At 66.2% G+C, this 20,456-nt stretch carries 23 protein-coding genes and 2 tRNA genes; 20 read left to right on the forward strand and 5 right to left on the reverse strand.

What is annotated here, in order from left to right; translation table 11 throughout:
* Positions 1 to 11: 11 nt before the first annotated feature.
* The 3 genes from cysD to gcvA all read right to left on the reverse strand — a co-directional run bounded on the left by cysD (position 12) and on the right by gcvA (position 2,934).
* Positions 12 to 956: a sulfate adenylyltransferase subunit CysD gene (gene cysD, locus ACZ5XO_RS08065; protein ID WP_464164828.1), complete on the reverse strand. Its 945-nt coding sequence runs from the start codon at positions 954 to 956 to the stop codon at positions 12 to 14.
* A 108-nt stretch (positions 957 to 1,064) separates the two neighbouring features.
* Positions 1,065 to 1,886, reverse strand: coding sequence for a ferredoxin--NADP reductase (locus tag ACZ5XO_RS08070; protein ID WP_464164880.1), 822 nt, complete (start codon positions 1,884 to 1,886; stop codon positions 1,065 to 1,067).
* Positions 1,887 to 2,004: 118 nt separating this feature from the next.
* A complete protein-coding gene (gene gcvA / locus ACZ5XO_RS08075) occupies positions 2,005 to 2,934 on the reverse strand; it encodes a transcriptional regulator GcvA (RefSeq protein WP_464164829.1) in 930 nt (309 codons plus the stop codon).
* A gap of 130 nt (positions 2,935 to 3,064) precedes the next feature.
* On the opposite strand from gcvA, the gene cysG reads away from it, so the two are divergent.
* Genes cysG through ACZ5XO_RS08125 form a run of 10 tightly spaced genes read left to right on the forward strand, consistent with a single transcriptional unit; the run spans position 3,065 to position 13,702 of the window.
* Entirely contained in the window at positions 3,065 to 4,468 is a 1,404-nt protein-coding gene (gene cysG / locus ACZ5XO_RS08080) for a siroheme synthase CysG (protein WP_464164831.1), read from the forward strand.
* Complete coding sequence (locus ACZ5XO_RS08085) at positions 4,465 to 4,749, forward strand: DUF2849 domain-containing protein (RefSeq protein WP_464164832.1); 285 nt, start codon at positions 4,465 to 4,467, stop codon at positions 4,747 to 4,749. Before cysG ends, ACZ5XO_RS08085 begins: the two co-directional genes overlap by 4 nt.
* Entirely contained in the window at positions 4,749 to 6,416 is a 1,668-nt protein-coding gene (locus ACZ5XO_RS08090; protein WP_464164833.1) for a nitrite/sulfite reductase, read from the forward strand. The genes ACZ5XO_RS08085 and ACZ5XO_RS08090 overlap by 1 nt, the downstream gene beginning before the upstream one ends.
* On the forward strand, positions 6,403 to 7,476 hold the full coding sequence (locus tag ACZ5XO_RS08095; protein WP_464164834.1) for a phosphoadenylyl-sulfate reductase: 1,074 nt from the start codon (positions 6,403 to 6,405) through the stop codon (positions 7,474 to 7,476). The genes ACZ5XO_RS08090 and ACZ5XO_RS08095 overlap by 14 nt, the downstream gene beginning before the upstream one ends.
* 58 nt (positions 7,477 to 7,534) lie before the next feature.
* On the forward strand, positions 7,535 to 8,554 hold the full coding sequence (locus tag ACZ5XO_RS08100; protein ID WP_464164835.1) for a cysteine synthase A: 1,020 nt from the start codon (positions 7,535 to 7,537) through the stop codon (positions 8,552 to 8,554).
* A complete protein-coding gene (locus ACZ5XO_RS08105; RefSeq protein WP_464164836.1) occupies positions 8,554 to 9,579 on the forward strand; it encodes a sulfate ABC transporter substrate-binding protein in 1,026 nt (341 codons plus the stop codon). The genes ACZ5XO_RS08100 and ACZ5XO_RS08105 overlap by 1 nt, the downstream gene beginning before the upstream one ends.
* Positions 9,576 to 10,412 carry a sulfate ABC transporter permease subunit CysT gene (gene cysT, locus ACZ5XO_RS08110; protein WP_464164837.1) on the forward strand — a complete coding sequence of 279 codons (837 nt, stop codon included), beginning with the start codon at positions 9,576 to 9,578 and terminating at the stop codon, positions 10,410 to 10,412. The genes ACZ5XO_RS08105 and cysT overlap by 4 nt, the downstream gene beginning before the upstream one ends.
* Positions 10,409 to 11,275 carry a sulfate ABC transporter permease subunit CysW gene (gene cysW, locus ACZ5XO_RS08115; protein ID WP_464164839.1) on the forward strand — a complete coding sequence of 289 codons (867 nt, stop codon included), beginning with the start codon at positions 10,409 to 10,411 and terminating at the stop codon, positions 11,273 to 11,275. Before cysT ends, cysW begins: the two co-directional genes overlap by 4 nt.
* Position 11,276: 1 nt before the next feature.
* Positions 11,277 to 12,305, forward strand: coding sequence for a sulfate/molybdate ABC transporter ATP-binding protein (locus ACZ5XO_RS08120; protein WP_464164840.1), 1,029 nt, complete (start codon positions 11,277 to 11,279; stop codon positions 12,303 to 12,305).
* Positions 12,302 to 13,702: an FAD/NAD(P)-binding protein gene (locus tag ACZ5XO_RS08125; protein ID WP_464164841.1), complete on the forward strand. Its 1,401-nt coding sequence runs from the start codon at positions 12,302 to 12,304 to the stop codon at positions 13,700 to 13,702. The genes ACZ5XO_RS08120 and ACZ5XO_RS08125 overlap by 4 nt, the downstream gene beginning before the upstream one ends.
* A 70-nt stretch (positions 13,703 to 13,772) precedes the next feature.
* On the opposite strand, the gene ACZ5XO_RS08130 is transcribed toward ACZ5XO_RS08125, so the two are convergent.
* Positions 13,773 to 13,846, reverse strand: a tRNA-Gln gene (locus tag ACZ5XO_RS08130).
* A 212-nt stretch (positions 13,847 to 14,058) separates the two neighbouring features.
* Between ACZ5XO_RS08130 and ACZ5XO_RS08135 the strand changes: the two genes are divergently transcribed.
* The 10 genes from ACZ5XO_RS08135 to ACZ5XO_RS08180 all read left to right on the forward strand — a co-directional run bounded on the left by ACZ5XO_RS08135 (position 14,059) and on the right by ACZ5XO_RS08180 (position 19,625).
* Positions 14,059 to 14,135, forward strand: a tRNA-Pro gene (locus tag ACZ5XO_RS08135).
* A gap of 76 nt (positions 14,136 to 14,211) precedes the next feature.
* Positions 14,212 to 14,760 carry a DUF924 family protein gene (locus ACZ5XO_RS08140; protein ID WP_464161869.1) on the forward strand — a complete coding sequence of 183 codons (549 nt, stop codon included), beginning with the start codon at positions 14,212 to 14,214 and terminating at the stop codon, positions 14,758 to 14,760.
* Between the two features lie 81 nt (positions 14,761 to 14,841).
* Positions 14,842 to 15,789 (forward strand): CsgG/HfaB family protein, encoded by a 948-nt coding sequence (locus tag ACZ5XO_RS08145; protein ID WP_464161870.1) that lies wholly within the window; start codon positions 14,842 to 14,844, stop codon positions 15,787 to 15,789.
* A 123-nt stretch (positions 15,790 to 15,912) separates the two neighbouring features.
* The gene (locus tag ACZ5XO_RS08150; protein ID WP_464161871.1) at positions 15,913 to 16,770 is read left to right on the forward strand and encodes a thymidylate synthase; all 858 of its coding nucleotides are present in this window, start codon (positions 15,913 to 15,915) and stop codon (positions 16,768 to 16,770) included.
* 11 nt (positions 16,771 to 16,781) lie between these two features.
* Entirely contained in the window at positions 16,782 to 17,006 is a 225-nt protein-coding gene (locus tag ACZ5XO_RS08155; RefSeq protein ID WP_464161872.1) for a DUF2188 domain-containing protein, read from the forward strand.
* 12 nt (positions 17,007 to 17,018) lie between these two features.
* Positions 17,019 to 17,636: a hypothetical protein gene (locus ACZ5XO_RS08160; RefSeq protein ID WP_464161873.1), complete on the forward strand. Its 618-nt coding sequence runs from the start codon at positions 17,019 to 17,021 to the stop codon at positions 17,634 to 17,636.
* Positions 17,633 to 17,947, forward strand: coding sequence for a phosphoribosyl-ATP pyrophosphohydrolase (locus tag ACZ5XO_RS08165; protein WP_464161875.1), 315 nt, complete (start codon positions 17,633 to 17,635; stop codon positions 17,945 to 17,947). The genes ACZ5XO_RS08160 and ACZ5XO_RS08165 overlap by 4 nt, the downstream gene beginning before the upstream one ends.
* A gap of 90 nt (positions 17,948 to 18,037) precedes the next feature.
* On the forward strand, positions 18,038 to 18,709 hold the full coding sequence (locus tag ACZ5XO_RS08170; RefSeq protein WP_464161876.1) for an aquaporin: 672 nt from the start codon (positions 18,038 to 18,040) through the stop codon (positions 18,707 to 18,709).
* A 52-nt stretch (positions 18,710 to 18,761) separates the two neighbouring features.
* The gene (locus ACZ5XO_RS08175) at positions 18,762 to 19,289 is read left to right on the forward strand and encodes a dihydrofolate reductase (protein ID WP_464161877.1); all 528 of its coding nucleotides are present in this window, start codon (positions 18,762 to 18,764) and stop codon (positions 19,287 to 19,289) included.
* A gap of 15 nt (positions 19,290 to 19,304) precedes the next feature.
* Complete coding sequence (locus tag ACZ5XO_RS08180; protein ID WP_436355509.1) at positions 19,305 to 19,625, forward strand: YbjQ family protein; 321 nt, start codon at positions 19,305 to 19,307, stop codon at positions 19,623 to 19,625.
* Between the two features lie 4 nt (positions 19,626 to 19,629).
* Here the strand turns inward: ACZ5XO_RS08180 and ACZ5XO_RS08185 are convergent, their stop codons facing one another.
* The gene (locus ACZ5XO_RS08185) at positions 19,630 to 20,439 is read right to left on the reverse strand and encodes a MetQ/NlpA family ABC transporter substrate-binding protein (RefSeq protein ID WP_464161878.1); all 810 of its coding nucleotides are present in this window, start codon (positions 20,437 to 20,439) and stop codon (positions 19,630 to 19,632) included.
* Between the last annotated feature and the right edge of the window lie 17 nt (positions 20,440 to 20,456).

Consider the following 20,456-nt stretch of genomic DNA (forward strand, 5'->3'; position numbering starts at 1 on the left):
GGCGCCGTCCATCAAAAGTAGCCCTCGCGCTTCTTGCGCTCCATCGAGGCGGTCTCATCGGCGTCGATCAGTCGGCCCTGGCGCTCCGACTGGCGGCTGACCTTCAGCTCACGAATGACGGCCTCCAGGTCGTCCGCCTCGGACTCCACCGCCGCGCTCAACGGATAGCAGCCCAGCGAGCGGAACCGGACGCGACGCAGTTCAGGCGTCTCGCCCTCCCTTAGCGGCAACCGCTCGTCGTCGCGCACGATCAAGGCGCCGTCGCGCACCACCACGGGGCGAAGGGCTGAAAAATATAGTGGCACGACCGGGACGCCCTCGGCCCGCGTGTATTCCCACACGTCCAGCTCGGTCCAGTTCGACAAGGGGAAGACGCGCAGGCTCTCACCCGGCCCCAGGTTGGAATTCCACAGTCGCCACAGCTCCGGGCGCTGGCGACGCGGGTCCCAGCTGTGGTCCGCCCCCCGGAACGAGAAGATACGCTCCTTGGCGCGCGACTTTTCCTCGTCGCGTCGCGCGCCGCCGATGGCCACGTCAAAGCCGTGCAGGTCCAGGGCCTGCTTCAGGGCGTCGGTTTTCATCGCCTGGGTGTGGATCGACGATCCCGAGGTGATCGGGCTAACGCCCCGCGCCAGCGCATCGTGATTGGTGTGGACCAGCAGACGCGCGCCATAGAGGCCCGTCACATGGTCACGGTGGGTGATCATGTCCCGGAACTTCCAGGTCGTGTCGACGTGCAGCAACGGAAATGGCGGCCGTCCCGGATAGAAGGCCTTGGCCGCCAGGTGCAGCAGGACGCCCGAGTCCTTGCCGATCGAATACATCATGACCGGGTTGCGCGCCGTCGCCGCCACCTCGCGCAGGATCTCGATCGCTTCGGCCTCGAGCCGGCGCAGATGCGGAGGCAGGACGTGACGCGCGATGGCGTCTCTCTGCTTTTCGACGGTCGCCTGCATAGGCTGCGGTCCTCACTGGTCGTCTTGAACGAGAGATATTTGAAGCTTGGAGGGCCGGTCCGCGTCGAACGATATGATCTCGCGCCGGCCGATAGAAAATCTGAGAGGTCAGCCGACGAAGGCGCGTTCCAGCACATAGTCGCCGGGTTCGGCGTTCGAGCCTTCACTCAATCCATGGCTTTCCAGCAGGCCCGCCGCCTCGCGGATCATGGCCGTCGAGCCGCACAGCATGACGCGGTCCAGCGCCGGATCGAAGCGACCGTCGAAGCCCAGATCGCGGAAGAAGGCGCCGCTGGTGATGCGGTCGGTGATGCGGCCCGGACGCTCGAACGCCTCGCGCGTCACGGTCGGGTAATAGATCAGCCTTCCTTGCGCCTGCTCCCCGACCAAGGGGTCCTCGAACAACCCGGTCTGCAGGAAGTCACGATAGGCCAGGTCGGCCACTCGACGGACGGTGTGAGTGACCACAACCTGCTCGAACCGCTCATAGGTTTCGGGATCACGCGCCACGCTCAGCCATGGCGCCAGCCCTGTGCCGGTTCCGATCAGGAACAGGCGGCGCCCCGGCTTCAGGGCGTCCAGCACCAGGGTCCCGGTCGGTTTCCTGCCCAGCAGAACCTCATCACCCGGCTGGATATCAACCAGGCGTGAGGTCAACGGCCCGTCCTCGACCCGGATAGAGAAGAACTCCAGCTCGTCCGACCATGACGGGCTGGCGATGGAATAGGCCCGCAGCGTAGGCTTACCCGCGCCGTCCAGCCCAAATCCTCCTAATGGCGGCAAGCCGATCATGACGAATTCGCCCGAACGGAAGCGGAAATCCTCGGGCCGGTCTATGGCGAAGCTGAACAGGTGATCGGTCCAGCGCCGCACCCAACGAACCTTCTGCGGGGTCCAGGGCGCGGGCGCCGCGACACGGGCACGTTCCAGAACTGCGACTTCGCTCACGACCGACCTCCTGCTTGAAGGCCTTCGACATAGGGCGGGCGGCGTCAGTCGAGGAAACGATCAATCCTGTTTCGATCGTGCAGAAAATCTGCGAGCAGGTTCAGAGCTGGTCCAGATTGTTGTCGTAGTCGATGGCCTGCTTCTTCAGCCAGGCCACGAAGGCCTTGGTTCCTGGCGAGGCTGGACGGTCTCGCGGCATGACCACGAAATAGGCGAAGCCCAGAACCTGACTGCCGTCCGGGAAGGGCGCGACCAGACGCCCGGTATCAAGGTCCGCCTGAGCCAGGCTGCGCTTGGCCAGGGCCACGCCGCGCCCCGCCGCCGCTGCCTCGATCAGCATGCTGGATTGATCGAAACGTGAACCCCGCCGCGCATCCGCATGGCTGGCGTGACGCGCTTTCAGCCACATGGCCCAGTCGGGACGAGAGGCGTCGCCGTCATCAGACATATCATGCAGAAGCGTATGTCGAGCCAGGTCCTCGGCGGTGCGGATCGGGTGCGGCGCCGCCATCAGCGCAGGCGAGCATACAGGGATCACCGTCTCGGTGAGAAGGCGCTCGACCACATGCCCGGGATAGTCGCCCGGGCCATACCGGATGGCCAGATCGACCTTGCCCTTGCCCACCGTCACCGGCTCCATGTCCGCCGAAATCCACACCTCGATGTCCGGGTGGGCCGCATGGAAATCGTCCATGCGCGGCATCAGCCATTTGGACGCGAAAGACGGCGCCACGCTGATCGCAACAGTCCGGTTCAGCGGCGGCTCGCGCAGAATGGCCGAGGCATCCATCAGTCGCTCAAACCCTTCGCGCAGCAAGGGCGTGGCCGCGCGCCCCAGCTCCGTCAGCTGCAGCCCGCGTGCTTCACGCGTGAACAGCGGCCCGCCGATGATCTCCTCCAGCAGTCGGATCTGCTGGCTGACAGCGCCCGGCGTCACCGACAGTTCGTCCGCTGTCCGTGAAAAGTTCAGGTGCCGCGATGCGCTTTCAAAAGCACGCAGGGCGTTGAGGGGCAAAAGCGGTCGAACCATGCGCTTGTAGAAAACCTATCAGGGAGTCGAAGACAATCTGGTTTGTGGAAGGATCGTGCACGACGGATGCTGAATGTCGAGCCGCCACGCAAAAGCGCAGGCGGGAGACAGCAAATCATGGAATCGGTCGATGCGCGTCTTTCTGGCATCCATCCCCTTGGAACGGGCGAAAGTCGTCGTCGTCGGCGCGGGTGAAGCCGCCCTGGCCAAGCTGCGCCTGTTCCTGAACAGCCCCGCCGACCTGGTCTGGTTCACGCCGGACGGCGCACCCGCCTCGCTGGAAACGCCACGCGCCGCGCCGACGCCGATCCCCCGCCTTCCGGGCGCCGCCGACCTGAACGGCGCCCGGCTGGTCTTCATCGCCCTGCACGACGTCGCCCTCGCCCGCAGTATCGCCGACGTCGCGCGTCAGGCCGGAGCGCAAGCAAACATCGTCGATCAACCGGACTTCAGCGACTTCCACACCCCCGCCCTGATCGACCGCGATGAGGTGGTTGCAGCCGTGGCGACCGGCGGAAACGCCCCTATCCTGGCCCGCGATCTACGCTCGCGTATCGAAGCTGTCCTGCCGCAGAACGTGGCCTCGATCGCGCGACTGGCGGGCGAACTACGCGGGGCGGTGAAGGAAGCCATTCCCGACTTCCTCGCCCGTCGACGCTTCTGGGAGAAAGCCTTCCGCAGCCCCGCCGCCGACCTGGCCGCCGAGGGCCGCATGGCCGAGGCTCGCCGCGAGATGGTGCGTCTGTTGAACGTGGCGGCCTCGCCCAGTGATGCATCCGCCCCAGGCATGGTCCACATCGTCGGGGCAGGTCCCGGAGACCCCGAACTTCTGACCCTCAAGGCCCTGCGCGCCCTGCAGGACGCCGATGTCATCATTCACGACAAACTGGTTTCGGCCGAAGTGCTGGACCGCGCCCGTCGCGACGCCAGACGCATCTATGTCGGCAAGGCACGCGGCGACCATTCCGTGCCACAGGATCAGATCGAACAGCTGATGATCGCCGAGGCTCGCGCTGGCCATCGCGTCGTGCGCCTGAAGGGCGGCGATCCCTTCGTCTTCGGGCGCGGCGGCGAGGAACTGGAGGCTGTGCGCGCCGCCGGGATCGAGGCCATCGTCGTGCCGGGGATCACCGCTGCTCTCGCCTGCGCGGCCTCCACCGGCCTGCCACTGACCCACCGCGACCACGCCCAGGCCGTGACCTTCGTCACCGGCCAGCCCAAGCCGGGCGGTCAGTCCGCCGACTGGGCGCGGCTGGCGGCCCCGCACCACACACTGGCCGTCTACATGGGCGCGGGGCAAGCCGAGGAAATCGCGTCGAACCTGATCGCCGCCGGGCGTGATAGGGCGACCCCCGTCACCGTGGTCGAAAACGGCAGTCGTTCGGATCAGCGCACCTTCAAAGGAAGGCTGGACGATCTGGCGGCCCTGGTCGCCCGTATGGATCTGACCGGTCCCGCCCTGCTCTTCATCGGTGAAACCGCAGCCTTGGCTGAGGCCAGCGATGAGCGCACCCTGATCGAGGTCGCGGCATGAAACTGCTGACCGCCAACCGGCTGAACGACGGCCGCGTCATCTATCTGGGCGAGGCCGACGCCGTCGTCGAGAGCATAGACGCGGCCCGTCTGCTGGACGAGGCCGCCGCCGAAACCGCCCTGGCTCTGGCCCAGTCGCGCCCGGCTGTCTTCGTCAATCCGTATCTGATCGAGGTCGAGAGCCGCACGCCCTCGGGGCGCGATCGACTCAAAGAGAGCATCCGCTCGACCGGCCCCACCGTCGGTCACAGCCTCGCCTTCGCCCGAAACGAGACCGCCTGATGTATCGCTATGACGAGTTCGACGCCGCCCTGGTTCGTGAGCGCATCGCCGAGTTCAGTGATCAGGTGAACCGCCGCAGCAGCGGCGAATTGACCGAAGACGAGTTCAAACCTCTGCGCCTGATGAACGGCGTCTATCTGCAACTGCACGCCTATATGGCGCGGATCGCCGTCCCCTATGGCGTGATGAACAGCCGCCAGATGCGCCAGCTGGCCCATGTCGCCCGCACCTATGACAAGGGCTACGGCCACTTCACAACCCGCACCAATATCCAGTTCAACTGGCCGGCCTTGCAAGACCTGCCCGCCATTCTCAGCGATCTGGCAGACGTCGAGATGCACGCCATCCAGACCTCCGGCAACTGCATTCGCAATGTCACGACCGACGTCTTCGCCGGTGTCGCGACCGACGAGATCGAGGACCCCCGCCCCTGGTGCGAGATCATCCGCCAGTGGTCGACCATCCACCCGGAATTCTCCTTCCTGCCGCGCAAGTTCAAGATCGCCGTCATCGGCGCGGCCAAGGACCGGGCGGCGATCCGCACCCACGACGTGGGCCTACAGATCGTGTGCGGTGAGGATGGTGAGACAGCGTTCCGCGTCTTCGTCGGCGGCGGTCAGGGGCGTCTGCCGCACATCGCGCAGGAGATTGCATCCGCCGTGCCGGGTCAGTCCCTGCTGGCCTATCTGACCGCCATCCTGCGCGCCTACAACCTGCTGGGGCGGCGCGACAACATCCACAAGGCGCGAATCAAGATCCTGGTCGCCGCCGTCGGCATCGACGCCTTCCGCGAGGAGGTCGAACGTCAGTACGAAATTCTCCGCCTCGAAGATTTGCGCATCCCGGAAGCGGAACTGGCGCGCATTCAGGCCTATTTCACGCCCCCGCCGTTCGCGGACCTGCCCGCGACCAGCCCCGCCTATGACGCCGCCCGTCGCCTGAACGCCGAGTTCGCCCGCTTCATCCGGTCGAACCTGCGAGAGCACAAGCAGGCCGGATACGGCGCCATCATCATCTCGCTGAAGCCCGTCGACGGCGTGCCCGGCGACATCACGGCGGATCAGATGGAGGTGGTCGCCGATCTGGCGGAACGCTTCTCGTTCGACGAAGTCCGCGCCTCCTACGAACAGAATCTGGTCCTGCCGCACGTCCGGCTGGAAGACGTCCACGCGGTCTGGAGCCGCCTGCGTAAAACCGGTCTGGCCACGGCCAACGCCGATCTGGCGACCGACATCATCGCCTGCCCGGGACTGGACTACTGCAGCCTGGCCAACGCCCGCTCCATCCCCGTCGCCCAGGCCCTGTCGCGCCAGTTGGCCGACGCCGACCTGCAGGAAAAGCTGGGGCCGGTGCGCATCAACATCAGCGGCTGCATCAACGCCTGCGGCCATCACCACGTCGGCCATATCGGCGTTCTGGGCGTCGATCGAAAGGGTGAGGAATATTACCAGATCACGGTCGGCGGATCGCCCGACGAGCAGGCAGCCCTGGGCGAGATCGTCGGGCGCAGCCTGCCCGCCGAGGAAGTCGCCCCCGCCATCGCCCGCGCCCTGGATCGCTATCTGGAAATCCGCGCCGAGGGCGAGCTGTTCATCGACACGGTCCGCCGCCTGGGCGCCGATCCCTTCCGTACCGCCATCTATGAGCCGATCGATGCAGCTGCTTGAGCAAGCCCCGGACGGCGTCCGACTGACCGTTTCGACCCCTGCAGAAGACATCCGCGCAGCGGCTGCGGCCAACGACAGCCTGATCCTGGAGTTCGAGACTTTTCGCGACGGGCGGGGCTTCTCGCTGGCGGCTGTCCTTCGCGGCCAAGGCTATCAGGGTCGTTTGATCGCTGCCGGCAAGATCCTGCCCGATCAGGTCCGCCACCTGCGCCGCTGCGGCTTTGACGCGGTCGAGCTGACGCCCGGCGCCGACCCGGCTCCCTGGCGACGAATGGATCAGGTCTTCAGCGCGGCCTATCAGCCCGCATCCGGCGATGATCTCCTGGTCTGGCGGCGACGTCATGCGCCCGCCGCCGAAGACGCCGTCGCCCTGGCCGCACGTCTCAACGCCCAATGGGCCGACGCAGATGCGGACGACCTGCTACGGGCGGTTCTGGACCCGGCCCTGGGCCGTAAGGCCGTCGCCATATCCTCCTTCGGCGCCGAAGCGGCCGTCCTGTTGCACCTGATCTCGCGGGTTCAGCCCCACCTGCCCGTCGTCTTCCTGGAGACCGGCCAGCATTTCTTCCAGACACTGGCCTATCGCCGCGAGCTCACGGAACGGCTGGGTCTGACGGAGGTACGCGACGTGCAACCGGACGCCGCCAGTCTGGCCGCCTCGGACCCCCATGGCGACCTGTGGCGCCATGCGCCCGACGCCTGCTGCGATCTTCGCAAGGTCCAACCGCTAGCCAAGGGGCTAGAGGGGTTCGACACCCGCATCACCGGCCGAAAACGCTACCAGAACCGCCAGCGCGCCACGCTTGATCCCTTCGAAGCCATCGACGGCGTCCTGGCCGTCAATCCTCTGGCCTCATGGTCGGCCGAGCAGATCGAAACCTGGCTGCACGACCATCAACTGCCGCGTCATCCCTTGGTCGAGCAGGGCTACCCCTCCATCGGTTGCTGGCCCTGCACCCGCGCGGTCGAAGCTGGCGAGAACGCTCGCGACGGCCGCTGGTCCGGTCAGGAAAAGACCGAATGCGGCATTCACGGACGAACTCTGGCCCCGGCCTGTTGACCCAGGCCGTCCATCGCTTCGCCCGATCCCATCTTGCGACCTGATCCAGAGACATACCTTGTCCATTTCCAGCATCATCAACCTCATCGGCGACACGCCGCTGATCCGCCTGAACCGCCTGTCAGACGCCACCGGCTGCGAGATCCTGGGCAAGGCCGAGTTCCTCAATCCCGGCCAATCCATCAAGGACCGGGCCGCCCTGTCCATCGTGCAGAAGGCCAAGGCCTCGGGCGCCTTGCGGCCCGGCGGCGTGATCGTGGAAGGCACGGCGGGCAACACCGGCATCGGCCTGGCCCTGGTCGGGGCGGCCCTGGGCCACCGCGTGGTCATCGTCATGCCCCGCACGCAATCCGAAGAGAAAAAGCTGGCCATCCGGGCGCTGGGCGCGCGTCTGATCGAGGTGGACGCCGCCCCCTTCTCCAGCCCCAACCACTTCGTCCACTACTCTGAAGAGGTGGCGCGCAAGCTGAACGCCAGCGAGCCTCACGGCGCCTTCTGGGCCAACCAGTTCGACAACACCGCCAATCGCGCCGCCCATTACGAGGGCACCGCCGCCGAGATCTGGCAGCAGACGGGCGGCAAGGTCGACGCCTTTATCAGCGCCGTCGGCAGCGGCGGCACCCTGGCCGGCGTCGGCGCCTTCCTGCGCGAGCGCAATCCGGATGTGAAGATCGGCCTGGCCGACCCGGCGGGCGCGGCCCTGTTCAACTGGTTCACCCAGGGTCAGATGACTGGCGAAGGCAGTTCGATCACCGAGGGCATCGGCGTGGCCCGCATCACCGGTAATCTGGAAGGCTTCACGCCTGACTACGCCTATCGCATAGAAGACGCTGAATTCCTGCCCATTCTGTTCGATCTGGTGGCGCACGAAGGCCTGTCGCTGGGCGGATCGTCAGGGGTCAATCTGGCCGGTGTCGTGCGGCTGGCCCGCGACCTCGGCCCCGGCAAGACCATCGTCACCGTCCTGTGCGACCCCGGCACGCGCTACGCCTCGCGCCTGTTCAACCCGGCCTTCCTGCGCAGCAAGGGCCTGCCGACCCCGCAATGGATCGCCGAAGACGTGCGGGAGGTGGCGTGATGTCGGGACTTGCAACGGATCGACGCGCACTTCTTCTTGGCGCCGGCGCCTTGGCGCTCGGCGGATGCACACAGACCCAAGGGGCCCAGGCCGCCCTGCTCAACGTCTCCTATGATCCAACCCGCGAGTTCTATCGCGCCTACAACGAGGCCTTTCTGGCCCGCTGGCGTGAAAAGGGCGGCGCGCCCTTCGCCGTCGAGCAGTCGCACGGCGGGTCGGGCAAGCAGGCCCGCGCCGTCATCGACGGCCTGCCCGGCGATGTCGTCACCCTGGCTTTGGCGTCTGACATCGACGAGATCGCCGCACGCGGCCTGATCGCCGCCGACTGGCAGACCCGCCTGCCGAACAACGCCTCCCCCTACACCTCGACCATCGTTTTTCTGGTCCGCAAGGGAAACCCGAAAGGCATCCGCGACTGGCCCGACCTGCTGAAGCCGGGCGTCGAGGTCATCACCCCCAATCCCAAGACTTCGGGCGGGGCGCGCTGGAACTATCTGGCGGCCTGGGCAGACGCCCTGCGCCGTCCAGGCGGGACGGAGCAGTCGGCGCAAGCCTTCATTACCGAACTGTTCCGCCGCGTGCCGGTGCTGGACACGGGCGCACGCGGATCGACCACCACCTTCGTCCAGCGCGGCATCGGCGACGTGTTGCTGGCCTGGGAGAACGAGGCCTTCCTGGCCGCACGCGAACTGGGGCCGGATCAGGTCGATATCGTCGCCCCGCCCTTCTCCATACTGGCCGAGCCGCCGGTGGCGGTGATCGACAAGGTGGTCGAGCAAAAGGGCACGCGGGATCGCGCCGAGGCCTATCTGGCGCAACTCTATGACGAACCAGCCCAGATTCTGGCGGCGGAACACTATTATCGCCCGCGCGAGCCAGCCGTCGCCGCGCGTTTCGCCGACCGCTTCGCGCACCTGATCCTGGCCGACATCTCGGACTTCGGCGACTGGAGCGCGGCGCAGAAACGCCATTTCGCCGACGGCGGCGTTTTCGACCAGATCTACCAACCCGGCCGACGATCATGACCCCATCGGCGACCTGGAAGGCGCACAGCCCCCTGCCCGGCTTCTCTCTCTCGCTGGGGTTCACCCTGGCCTATCTGTCGCTGTTCGTTCTCATCCCCCTGGCCGCCCTGGCGATCCGACCGTGGGAGAACGGGCTGGATAGCGTCATCGCGGCCACCACCTCGCCGCGCGCCCAGGCGGCCCTGAGGCTCAGCTTCGTCGCCGCCGCTGTCGCCGCCGCCGTCAATGCGGTGATGGGCGGGCTGCTGGCCTGGGTGCTGACCCGCTACGACTTTCCGGGCAAGCGGCTGGCCGACGCCGTGATTGACCTGCCCTTCGCCCTGCCAACCGCCGTGGCCGGGATCGCCCTGACCGCCCTCTACGCGCAGAACGGCCCGATCGGAGGGCTGCTGGCGCCGCTGGGGATCAAGATCGCCTACACGCCTGCCGGCGTGGTCGTGGCCATGATCTTTGTCGGCCTGCCCTTCGTCGTCCGCTCCATCCAGCCTGTGCTTCAGGACCTGGACCAGGAGGTCGAGGCGGCGGCTGAAACCCTGGGTGCCTCGCCGTTTCAGACGGCCACGCGAATCATCCTGCCCGCCCTCCTGCCCGCCCTGTTGTCCGGCGTAGGCCTCGCCTTCGCACGGGGCGTCGGGGAATACGGCTCGGTCATCTTTATCGCCGGCAACATGCCGCTGCGGTCCGAGATCGCTCCCCTGTTGATCGTCACCCAGTTGGAGCAGTTCGACTACGCCGGGGCCGCGACCATCGGCATGGCCATGCTGATCCTATCCTTTCTCATCCTGCTGGGATTCAACGGTTTGCAGACGCTGATCGCAAGGCGCGGCGCATGACCGCCAGAGCCTTGTCCCTTGCGCCTGCCTCCGCCGCTCGCAAGCGCGGCCTCGGTCGCGGCTTGCTGATCGGCCTGGCCCTACTGTGGCTAGTGCTGATCGTCCTGGCCCCGCTAGGCGTCATCCTGATCGAGGCCCTGCGCAAAGGGACGAGCGTCGCTCTCGCCAGCCTATCCCAACCCGACGTCTGGGCCGCCGCCCGCCTGACCCTGCTGACCACGGCCGTCGCCACGCCGCTGAACGCCGCATTCGGCCTGGCCGCCGCCTGGTGCGTCACCCGGTTCGACTTCATCGGCAAGACCCTGCTGATGGCCCTGATCGATCTGCCGCTGTCGGTGTCCCCGGTCATATCCGGTCTGGTCTGGGTCCTCTTGTTCGGCGCCTCGGGCTGGTTCGCGCCCTGGCTGAACGCCGCTGGACTGCAGATCATGTTCACCCCCGTCGCCATCGTCCTGGCCACCATTCTGGTGACCCTGCCCTATGTCGCGCGCGAGCTGATCCCGCTGATGCAGCAACAGGGCTCGGACGAGGAACTGGCCGCCCTGACGCTGGGCGCGCGACCCTCCGCCATCTTCTTCTTCATCACCCTGCCGAACGTGCGCTGGGCGCTTCTGTACGGCGTGCTGCTGGCCAATGCCCGGGCCATGGGAGAATTCGGGGCCGTCTCGGTGGTGTCCGGCCACATTCGAGGCCTGACCAACACCCTGCCGCTGCACGTCGAGATTCTGTACAACGAGTACGACTTCGTCGGCGCCTTCGCGACCGCCGCCCTGCTGGCGGTTCTGGCGCTCGTGACCCTGGTGCTGAAGTCTTTCCTTGAGCATCGCCACGCCGACGACCTCGCCGCGAGGGGGCGGCGCTGACATGACCCTCGACATCACCTCCATCACCCGCGCCTATGACGGCCTGCCCGCGCTGGACGACGTCAGCCTGACGGTCCGTGACGGCGAGTTCCTGGCCCTGCTCGGCCCGTCCGGCTCTGGCAAGACCACCCTGCTGCGCATCATGGCCGGTCTGGATCGCCCCTCCACCGGACAGGTGCGGTTCAACGGCGAGGACTTCCTGGCCCTCAGCCCGCGCGAGCGCCGCGTGGGCATGGTGTTCCAGAGCTACGCCCTGTTCCGCCACATGACCGTGGCCGACAACATCGCCTTCGGCCTGAAGGTCCGCCCGCGCGCCGCGCGCCCCGGCCGCGCAGAGATCACCGAACGGGTTCAGGACCTGCTGCGCCTGATCCAGTTGGAAGGCTTCGGCGGCCGCTACCCCAGCCAGCTTTCCGGCGGCCAGCGCCAACGCGTCGCCCTGGCCCGCGCCCTGGCCATCGAGCCGCGCCTGCTGCTGCTGGACGAGCCGTTCGGCGCCCTGGACGCCCGCGTCCGCCGCGACCTGCGCCGTTGGCTGCGTCAGGTGCATGAGCGGACCGGCGTGACGACGGTCCTCGTCACCCACGACCAGGAAGAGGCGCTGGAACTGGCCGACCGCGTCGCCATCCTGCGCCAGGGCCGGATCGAACAGGTGGACACGCCGCAAGCCCTCTATGACCGCCCCGCCTCGGCCTTCGTCCATGACTTCCTTGGGGAAGGTCTGCAGCTTCAGGCCACGGTGGCGCGCGGCGAGGTCGTGTCAAGCGACTGGCGCGCGCCGTCCGACGCCCCGACCGGCGAGGCCCTTCTCTGCATCCGCCCGGATGATCTGGAAGCCGCCGACACCGGCCTGGTCGGCGTGGTCATGTCCAGCCTGCGACGCGGCGATCGCGCCCGTGTGGCCGTCTCCCTGCACGGCCGCCGACTGGAGTTGGAACGACCCATCGGCGACCCGCTGGCGACCCTGGCGCCCGGCGCGCCGGTCCGCCTGCATCCCCGCCGCTTCCATGTCCTGGCGAAAAGCGCATGAGCGGGCCCACGGTCGCGATCATCGGCGCAGGGTTCAGCGGCCTGCTGACCACGCTCAACCTACTGCGGATGTCGCCGGATGTTTCGGTGCAGTTGATCGAGCGGCGCGGCGTCTTTGGCCTCGGCCCCGCCTATGCGACCGGCAACCCAAAACATCTGCTCAATGTCCGCCTGTCGAACATGAGCGCCTTTCCCGACCGGCCGCACCATCTGGCGGACTGGATGGCTGAGCAGCCTGCCTGGTTCGCCCGCGACGACTTCATCACTCGAGGCGACTACGGCCGCTATCTGGCCCACCTGCTGGATCAGGCCCTACGCCCCGACCGGGACGGCGGACGCCTGTCCCTGATCCGCGGCGAGGCAAGCGCCATCCGCCCGCAAGGCGACGGCTGGAAAGTCATGCTGGATGGCCGCAGTTCGACGGTCGCCGATGCTGTGGTCCTTGCTCAAGGCAATCTCAGTCCTGCCCAGCCATCAGACCTGGATCCCGCCCTCGCCGATTCTGGCCGCTACCTAAGCGATCCGTGGCGCGCACTGAACGCCCTGCCGCCCGAAACCGACAACATCCTGCTCATCGGCGCAGGTTTGACGATGGTTGATGCAGCCATCGCCCTGCGTCAGTCGGGTCGGCGCTTCACCGCCGTCTCGCGACACGGCCTGCTGCCCCGCAGCCACGGCTCGACGACCATGGCCTCTCAAAAGCGCACCTATGTCGGCCGCCCCATCGAGGTGTTCCGGCAAGTAAGGCGCGCGGCCAGCGAAGCCGACTGGCGCACGGTGGTCGATGACGTGCGCCATTCAGCCCGCCCCCTCTGGTCATCCTGGTCCCTGCCCGAACGTAGCCGCTTCCTGCGCCATTTACGCGCGCTGTGGGACAATCATCGCCACCGCCTGGCTCCCGGCGTCGCCCGTGAAGTCACAGCCATGCTGGCCTCCGAGGAACTGGAGGTCATCGCCGCCCGCATCACCGCGCTTTCGTTTCGCGACGGCGAAGTCGAAGCGATTCTGCAACATCGCGGTGATTCTCGTCCCCGCCCCCGTCGCTTCGACGCGGCGATCAATTGCACCGGCCCCAGCGGCGATGTCGCCCAAAGCAACGACCCTCTGCTGAAGGACCTGTTGAAACAGGGACTGGCCGCTCCCGCGGCTCTGGGACTCGGCCTCGCCGTCGATCCTGGCAGCCGCCTGATCGATGGCCGCATGCTGGCGCACAATCGCCTCTTCGCCATCGGACCGCTGACTCGCAGCCTGTTCTGGGAGGCTACGGCCGTTCCTGACCTGCGCGAGCACGCCATGGCTATCGCCGTCAGTGTTGTGGAAGCCCTGAAGCGCCCGGACGAATACAGGCTCACCTTCCAGTACGGCTCAATGGAACCGCTCACAGCTCAACATCACTAAGCAAGAAAAAAGCCGCCCAAGGTGCTTGAGCGGCGACATCTCTAGATGATGCTTGAAATCATCTGGTGGTTGGCTGGGGAACTAGGACTCGAACCTAGAATGACGGTACCAAAAACCGTAGTGTTACCATTACACCATTCCCCAGCAGGACCAGTGCGCCCCGCAGTTCGTCGCTGCGAGGAGCGGTGAGATACGCCAAGCTTTTCGGGGATGCAACACTGAAAACATAAGAATTTTCATCGAGCAGCGAGTTTCTAAAAAGCCGCAAAATCCCCGCTTGCGAGGTCTGAAACGGATGGCTATAAGCCCCCTCCTCGACGCAACGACGGCCTCTGGCCCGCGCCGGGAAGAAATGTCGGAGTGTGGCTCAGTCTGGTAGAGCACTGCGTTCGGGACGCAGGGGTCGGAGGTTCGAATCCTCTCACTCCGACCATTTTTCCTTACATCGCCAGGTGATTTTCCCCTTTCGGGGCGGTGCATTTGCGTGCGTGCGCGACTAGCTTCGCTGCATGGTCAAGCTGCTTACCCCCTCCGAAGTCGTCGCCTTCTGGATCGAAGCCGGTCCCGACAAATGGTTCGCCAAGGACGCCGCCTTCGACTTCGCCTTCACCGAACGATGCCGCGACACCCATTTCGCCGCGGCCGCCCGCAAGCTGGACGACTGGACCGCGACGCCTGAAGGAAGCCTGGCTCTCATCATCCTGCTGGACCAGCTGCCGCGAAACGCCTTCCGCGACACGGCGCACATGTTCGCCACCGATTCCCTGGCCCTGATGTTCGCCAAGGCCGCCATTGCACGAGGCGACGACCGAAAGGTAGCGCATGCCCTGCGCCCCTTCGTCCTGATGCCGTTGATGCATTCGGAATCGCTTGCGGATCAGGAAACCCTCCTAACCCTGCTGGACGAGACCGACCAGCCGAACACCTACAGATTCGCTGTCATTCACCGGGACATCATCGCCCGCTTCGGCCGCTTCCCACATCGCAACGCCTGCCTGGCTCGAGAGACGACGACAGACGAGGCCGCCTTCCTGGCCGGAGACGGCTTCAAGGGCTAAATGTCGGGCAACCGTCTTGGGCTTATTGCAAAGCTACAGTAGTTCAGTTCCCTTCCAGCTTGCTCAAGGGGGATCTGTCTCATGAAAATCGCTAGTCTCGCCGCCGTCGCACTGACGGCCCTGACCGCGGTCGCCGCCGCCGCGCCTGCCGAAGCCCAGGCGCGGCGCAGCAACGCCCAGCGGACGCAGGACGCCCAGATGGCGCAAATTCCACGTTGCCGCGAAAGCCTCGGCTCCATCACCATCGCGGATGGCCAGTCCGACTATTGGCGCGATCTACAGCTGTCCCCGCCGCAAAGCCTGCTGCGCGTGGTCATTCAACGTTCGGGCTGCTTCACCCTGGTCGATCGCGGCACAGGCATGAGCGTGGCTCAGCGCGAACGCGAGCTGGCTGCTGGCGGCGATCTGCAGCGTGGCTCCAACGTCGGCGGCGGTCAGGTCCGCGCAGCCGACTATGTGCTGGTGGGTGAAATCGCGAGCCAGAACGCCAACACGGGCGGCAACGCACTGGCGGGCCTGGCCGGCGCCGCTCTCGGTGGCCGCGCCGGAGCGCTCGTGGGCGGTCTGCGCACGCGGAACATGGAGGCCAACACGGTTCTGTCGCTGACCAATGTCCGCACCTCGGAAACCCAGCTGGTCACTGAAGGCTACGCCTCCAAGCGCGACATGAGCTGGGGCGTGGGCGCCGCCGGCTTCGGCGCCGGCGCCCTGGGCGGCGGCAGCTATGAGAACACCGAAATCGGCCGCATCGTGGCCCAGTCCTTCATCCAGGCCTACACCGACATGGTGACCCAGATGGGCGGCCTTGAGGGCGGCTCGGCGGCGCAGGCGGCTCCGATCCAGACCTATACGGTCCAGCAGGCCTCGACCCTGCGCTCTTCGGCCAACGGCGGCTCGGTCGTGCGGGCCCTGCCCGTGGGTCTGCGCCTCTATCCGACCGGCAACCGCGAGGGCGCCTGGTGGGAAGTCATGGACGACAACGACAACGTCGGCTGGGTTCAGAACGAACGCCTCGCGCCCGGAACCTGAACAAGCGATCACCAGACCAGCGACGAGCGCCCGCCGACCTGTTCGGCGGGCGTTTCTGTTTCTGTGGGCAATGATTCGTCCAAGGGTGACGCCGCAACTGATTCGGGCCCATCTTCCCTTCCCATGACCGTCGCTCTCGCCCTCGCCGATCTGGAAACCCGCAGCGGAGCCGTCCCGGCCGATCACCCGGAGTGGCAGTATCTCAACCTGCTCCGCGACATTCTCGACAACGGCGTGCGTCGCGACGACCGCACCGGCACCGGGACGCTCGGCGTCTTCGGCCGCCAGATGCGCTTCGACCTGTCCAAGGGCTTTCCCCTTCTGACGACGAAGAAGCTGCACACGCGCTCGATCTTCATCGAGCTCCTGTGGTTCCTGCGTGGAGACACCAATATCGGCTGGCTCAAGGACAACGGCGTCGGCATCTGGGACGAATGGGCCGACGAGAACGGCGACCTCGGCCCCGTCTACGGCAAGCAGTGGCGCTCCTGGGCCGCGCCGAACGGCGCGAGCATCGACCAGATCCAGAAGCTGGTTCACGGCCTGAAGACCAACCCCAACAGCCGCCGGCACATCGTCAGCGCCTGGAACCCGGCCGACGTGGACGACATGGCCCTGCCGCCCTGCCACTGCCTGTTCCAGTTTTTCGTCGCGGACGGAAAGCTCAGCTGCCAGCTGTATCAGCGCAGCGCCGACGTCTTCCTGGGCGTGCCGTTCAACATCGCCTCCTACGCCCTGCTGACCATCATGCTGGCCCAGGTGGTCGGGCTGGAGCCCGGCGACTTCGTCCACACCTTCGGCGACGCCCACCTGTATCTGAATCATCTGGAGCAGGCCGAGCTACAACTGACCCGCGCGCCCCTGCCCCTGCCGACCCTGACCGTCGCGCCGAAATCCGACCTGTTTGCCTATGAACTGTCAGACTTCCGTCTGGACGACTATCAACCGTGGCCACATATTAAAGCGGATGTCGCGATCTAGCGGAGCAGGTGATGGCCGCCGGTAAACATGTCGTTCCTCGCCCCAATGGCGAATGGGCCGTGCGCAACAGCGGAGCTTCACGCGCGACCAAGGTGTTCGACACCCAGGCCGCCGCTATCAAGTTCGGCCGAAACGCCGCAAAAAAGGACGGCGTCGAGTTTTATGTCCATCGCAAGGATGGAACCATTCGCGAGCGCGACAGCTACGGACGAGACCCCCACCCTCCCAAAGGGTGAGAGGACCTGATTTTGCCGTTCGAACGCAACGTCTTCATCAACTGCCCCTTCGACGACGCCTATACGCCACTACTGCGGCCAATGGTTTTTTGCGTTTATCGTCTTGGCTTCCGTCCACGCATTGCCCTGGAACGCCACGACAGCGCCGAAGCGCGGATCGAGAAAATCATCGAACTGATTCGGGACTCCCAATACGGCATCCATGATCTGTCCCGGATCAAAGCCGAAAAGGCAGGAGAGATGTTCCGCCTGAACATGCCGCTCGAATTGGGCATTGATATCGGCGCCAAAAGGTTCGGCGACGGCCAGCTACGCAACAAGAAGTGCCTCATCCTCGAAGCCGACCGCTACCGGTATCAAGCCGCTATCTCGGACCTGTCCAACTCGGACATCGTCGTGCACGGAAATGAACCCGTCGAAGCCTTTACGGGTGTTCGTAACTGGCTGGACACGGAAGCTGGCCTCAATGCCGACGGCCCGACACGGCTATGGGACCAGTTTACCGATTTCATCGCCGACAACGACGACCTGCTCGTGAAGCGTGGCTTTTCCCGGAAAGATATCGACCGCCTGCCCCTTCCTGCCCTGATGCAAAACATGCACGACTGGGTTACGGCCCACCCCTTATGACTCTCAAAGACCTGCAAGCGGACGTCCTCCGCATCTCCGACATCTACGCCCGCGAGCATTCCATCGACCGCGACCGGGACTGGGCCCTGCTCAAGCTGCAGGAAGAACTGGGCGAACTAACCAAGGAGCACCTGAACCTTTCCGGCCGCGCACGCGGCAAGCCCGACGCCCAGGCCCTGGGCGACGAGGCCGCCGACGTCCTCGGCATGCTGCTCATCTACTGCGACCACGCCGGCATCGACCTGGAAGCCGCCATGCAGCGCAAATGGCTGAAGTGGCTGGAGCCGGATGCACAAAAAACCGAAGCGTAAACTCCCGTAACGCCGTCTGGCGAGAGCTCGAGACTCGGCGCACCCTCCCTGATCCGCGTCGATGCGGGCGCATGAAACGGGAGGGTTGTCATGTTGAGGAAATTCGCGGCCGAACTGGTCGGGACGATGGTGCTGGTGCTGTTCGGGTGCGGCGCCGCCGTGCTGGGCGGGTTCGATCATGTGGGCCAGTTGGGAATCGCCCTGGCCTTCGGCTTCGCCATCATCGCCATGGCCTACGGCATCGGGCCGGTGTCGGGCTGTCACGTCAATCCGGCGGTCAGCCTGGGCGTCTTCGTCGCCGGGCGGATGAGCGCCAGGGACATGCTGATCTACTGGGTCGCCCAGTTCATCGGCGCCATCGTCGGCGCCGCCATCCTCGGCCTGATCGCCAAGACCGGCTTCGCCAGTCTGGGCCAGAACGGCTTCGACGCCGGATCGCCGGGCGGATACGGCCTGCACGCCGCCCTGATCTTCGAGATCGTGGCCACCGCCATCTTCATCATCGCCATCCTGGGCGTGACGGGGGCCAAGGGGCACGGCGCCTTCGCCGGCGTCGCCATCGGCATCACGCTCGCCGTCATCCACATCGTCGGCATTCAGGTGACGGCCGTCTCGGTCAACCCGGCTCGCAGCTTCGGCCCGGCGCTGCTGGTCGGCGGCCAGGCCCTGAGCCAGGTCTGGGTCTTCTTTGTCGCTCCGGCCATCGGCGCGGTGATCGGCGCGCTCTTCTTCCGCTTGAAACTGCTCGAGCCAGAGGCCTAAGTCGGCATCGAGGGGGCGACGCCGCGTCGCCCCCGTCCGCCGGAGTCCGCCAGTGCCTGTTCCCAAGATCGCCATCGTCGTCGCCCGCGCCCGCAATGGCGTCATCGGACGCGACGGCGACCTGCCGTGGCGGCTGCGCTCGGACCTGCAACGCTTCAAGGCCGTCACGGTCGGCAAGCCCTGCATCATGGGCCGCAAGACCTGGGAGAGCTTGCCGCTCAAGCCCCTGCCCGGTCGCCTGAATATCGTCCTGACCAAGGACGGCTCCTACGAATCCGAAGGCATGGCCAAGGGCGCCCTGGTCTGCTCGAACCTCAGCGAAGCCCTGTCCATCGCGCGCGAAACCGCCGTCGAGGACGGGGGGGACGAGGTCTGCGTCATCGGCGGCACGGCCCTGTTCGAAGCCGTTCTGCCGCGGGCCCAGCGTCTCTACATCACCGAGGTTGAGGCCGAACCCGAGGGCGACGCCCATTTCCCCGCCTTTGACGAGGCCGCCTTCGTCGAGACCCTGTCAGAATCCCATCCGGCGGGCGAAAAGGACGACCACGCCTTTACCATCCGAACCCTGGATCGCCTCTGAATCGGAGACATGATCATGCTCGTCACGACCACCAATGACCTGGCCGGCCACCGTATCGTCCGTCACATCGGCATGGTGCGCGGCGTCACCGTGCGGTCGCGCAATCTCGTCTCCGACGCCATCGGCGGCGTGCAGTCGATGATCGGCGGACGCGTCGGGGCCTATGTGAAGCTGGCCGAGGCCGCACGTCAGGAAGCCTATGACGAACTGGTCGCCCATGCGCGCGACATGGGCGCCAACGCCATCCTGGCCATGCGCTATGACGCCAACGAGATCATGCCCGGCGTGACCGAGGTTCTGGCCTACGGCACGGCGGTAGTCGTCGAACCGGCCTGACGGGTCAGGCGGCGGGGATCACCGCGCCGTCATACTTCCTGGCGATGAAGTCCTTGACCGCCTGGCTGCGCAGGGCGGTCGCCAGGGCCTGAACGCGCGGGTCGTTCTGGTTGTCGGGACGCGCCACCAGATAGTTCACATAGGGGCTGTCGGCGCCCTCCAGCGTCAAAGCGTCGGTCTTGGGCTTCAACCCGGCGTCCAGCGCATAGTTGGTGTTGATCACCGCCGCGTCGACCTGGGGCAGGATGCGCGGGATGGTGGCGGCCTCGACTTCCTGGAACTTCAGCCCCTTGGGGTTGGTCGCGATGTCACGCACCGTCTGCAGCGGATTGGCCGGATCGCGCAGGGTGATCAGGCCCGCGCCTTGCAGCAGCAGCAGCGAGCGCCCGGTGTTCGACGCATCGTTCGGCAGCACCACCTGCGCCCCGTTCGGGATCGTCGCCAGCGTCGTGTGCTTCTTCGAATAGACGCCCAGCGGCTCGACGTGGACGCCGGCCACGGTCACAAGGTCAGCGCCGCGCGCCGTGTTGAACTCGTCCAGATAGGGCTTGGTCTGGAAGTAGTTCACGTCCAGCCGCTTTTCAGACAGTTGCACGTTCGGCTGAACATAGTCGTTGAAGACCTTGATCTCGATCGGCATGCCCTCAGCGGCCAGGATCGGCTTCACCACCTCCAGAATCTCGGCGTGCGGAACGGCGGTGGCGCCGACCAGCAGGGGCGCGCCCTCGGCCCCGGCCTTCTTGTCCGCCCCCTGGCCGCAGGCGGCGAGCGTCAGGGCAGCGACGGCGGACAGCAGCAGCGAACGGCGGATCATGGGAGGCTCTCAGGAAA

It is taken from the genome of Brevundimonas sp. T2-11, assembly GCF_055397675.1.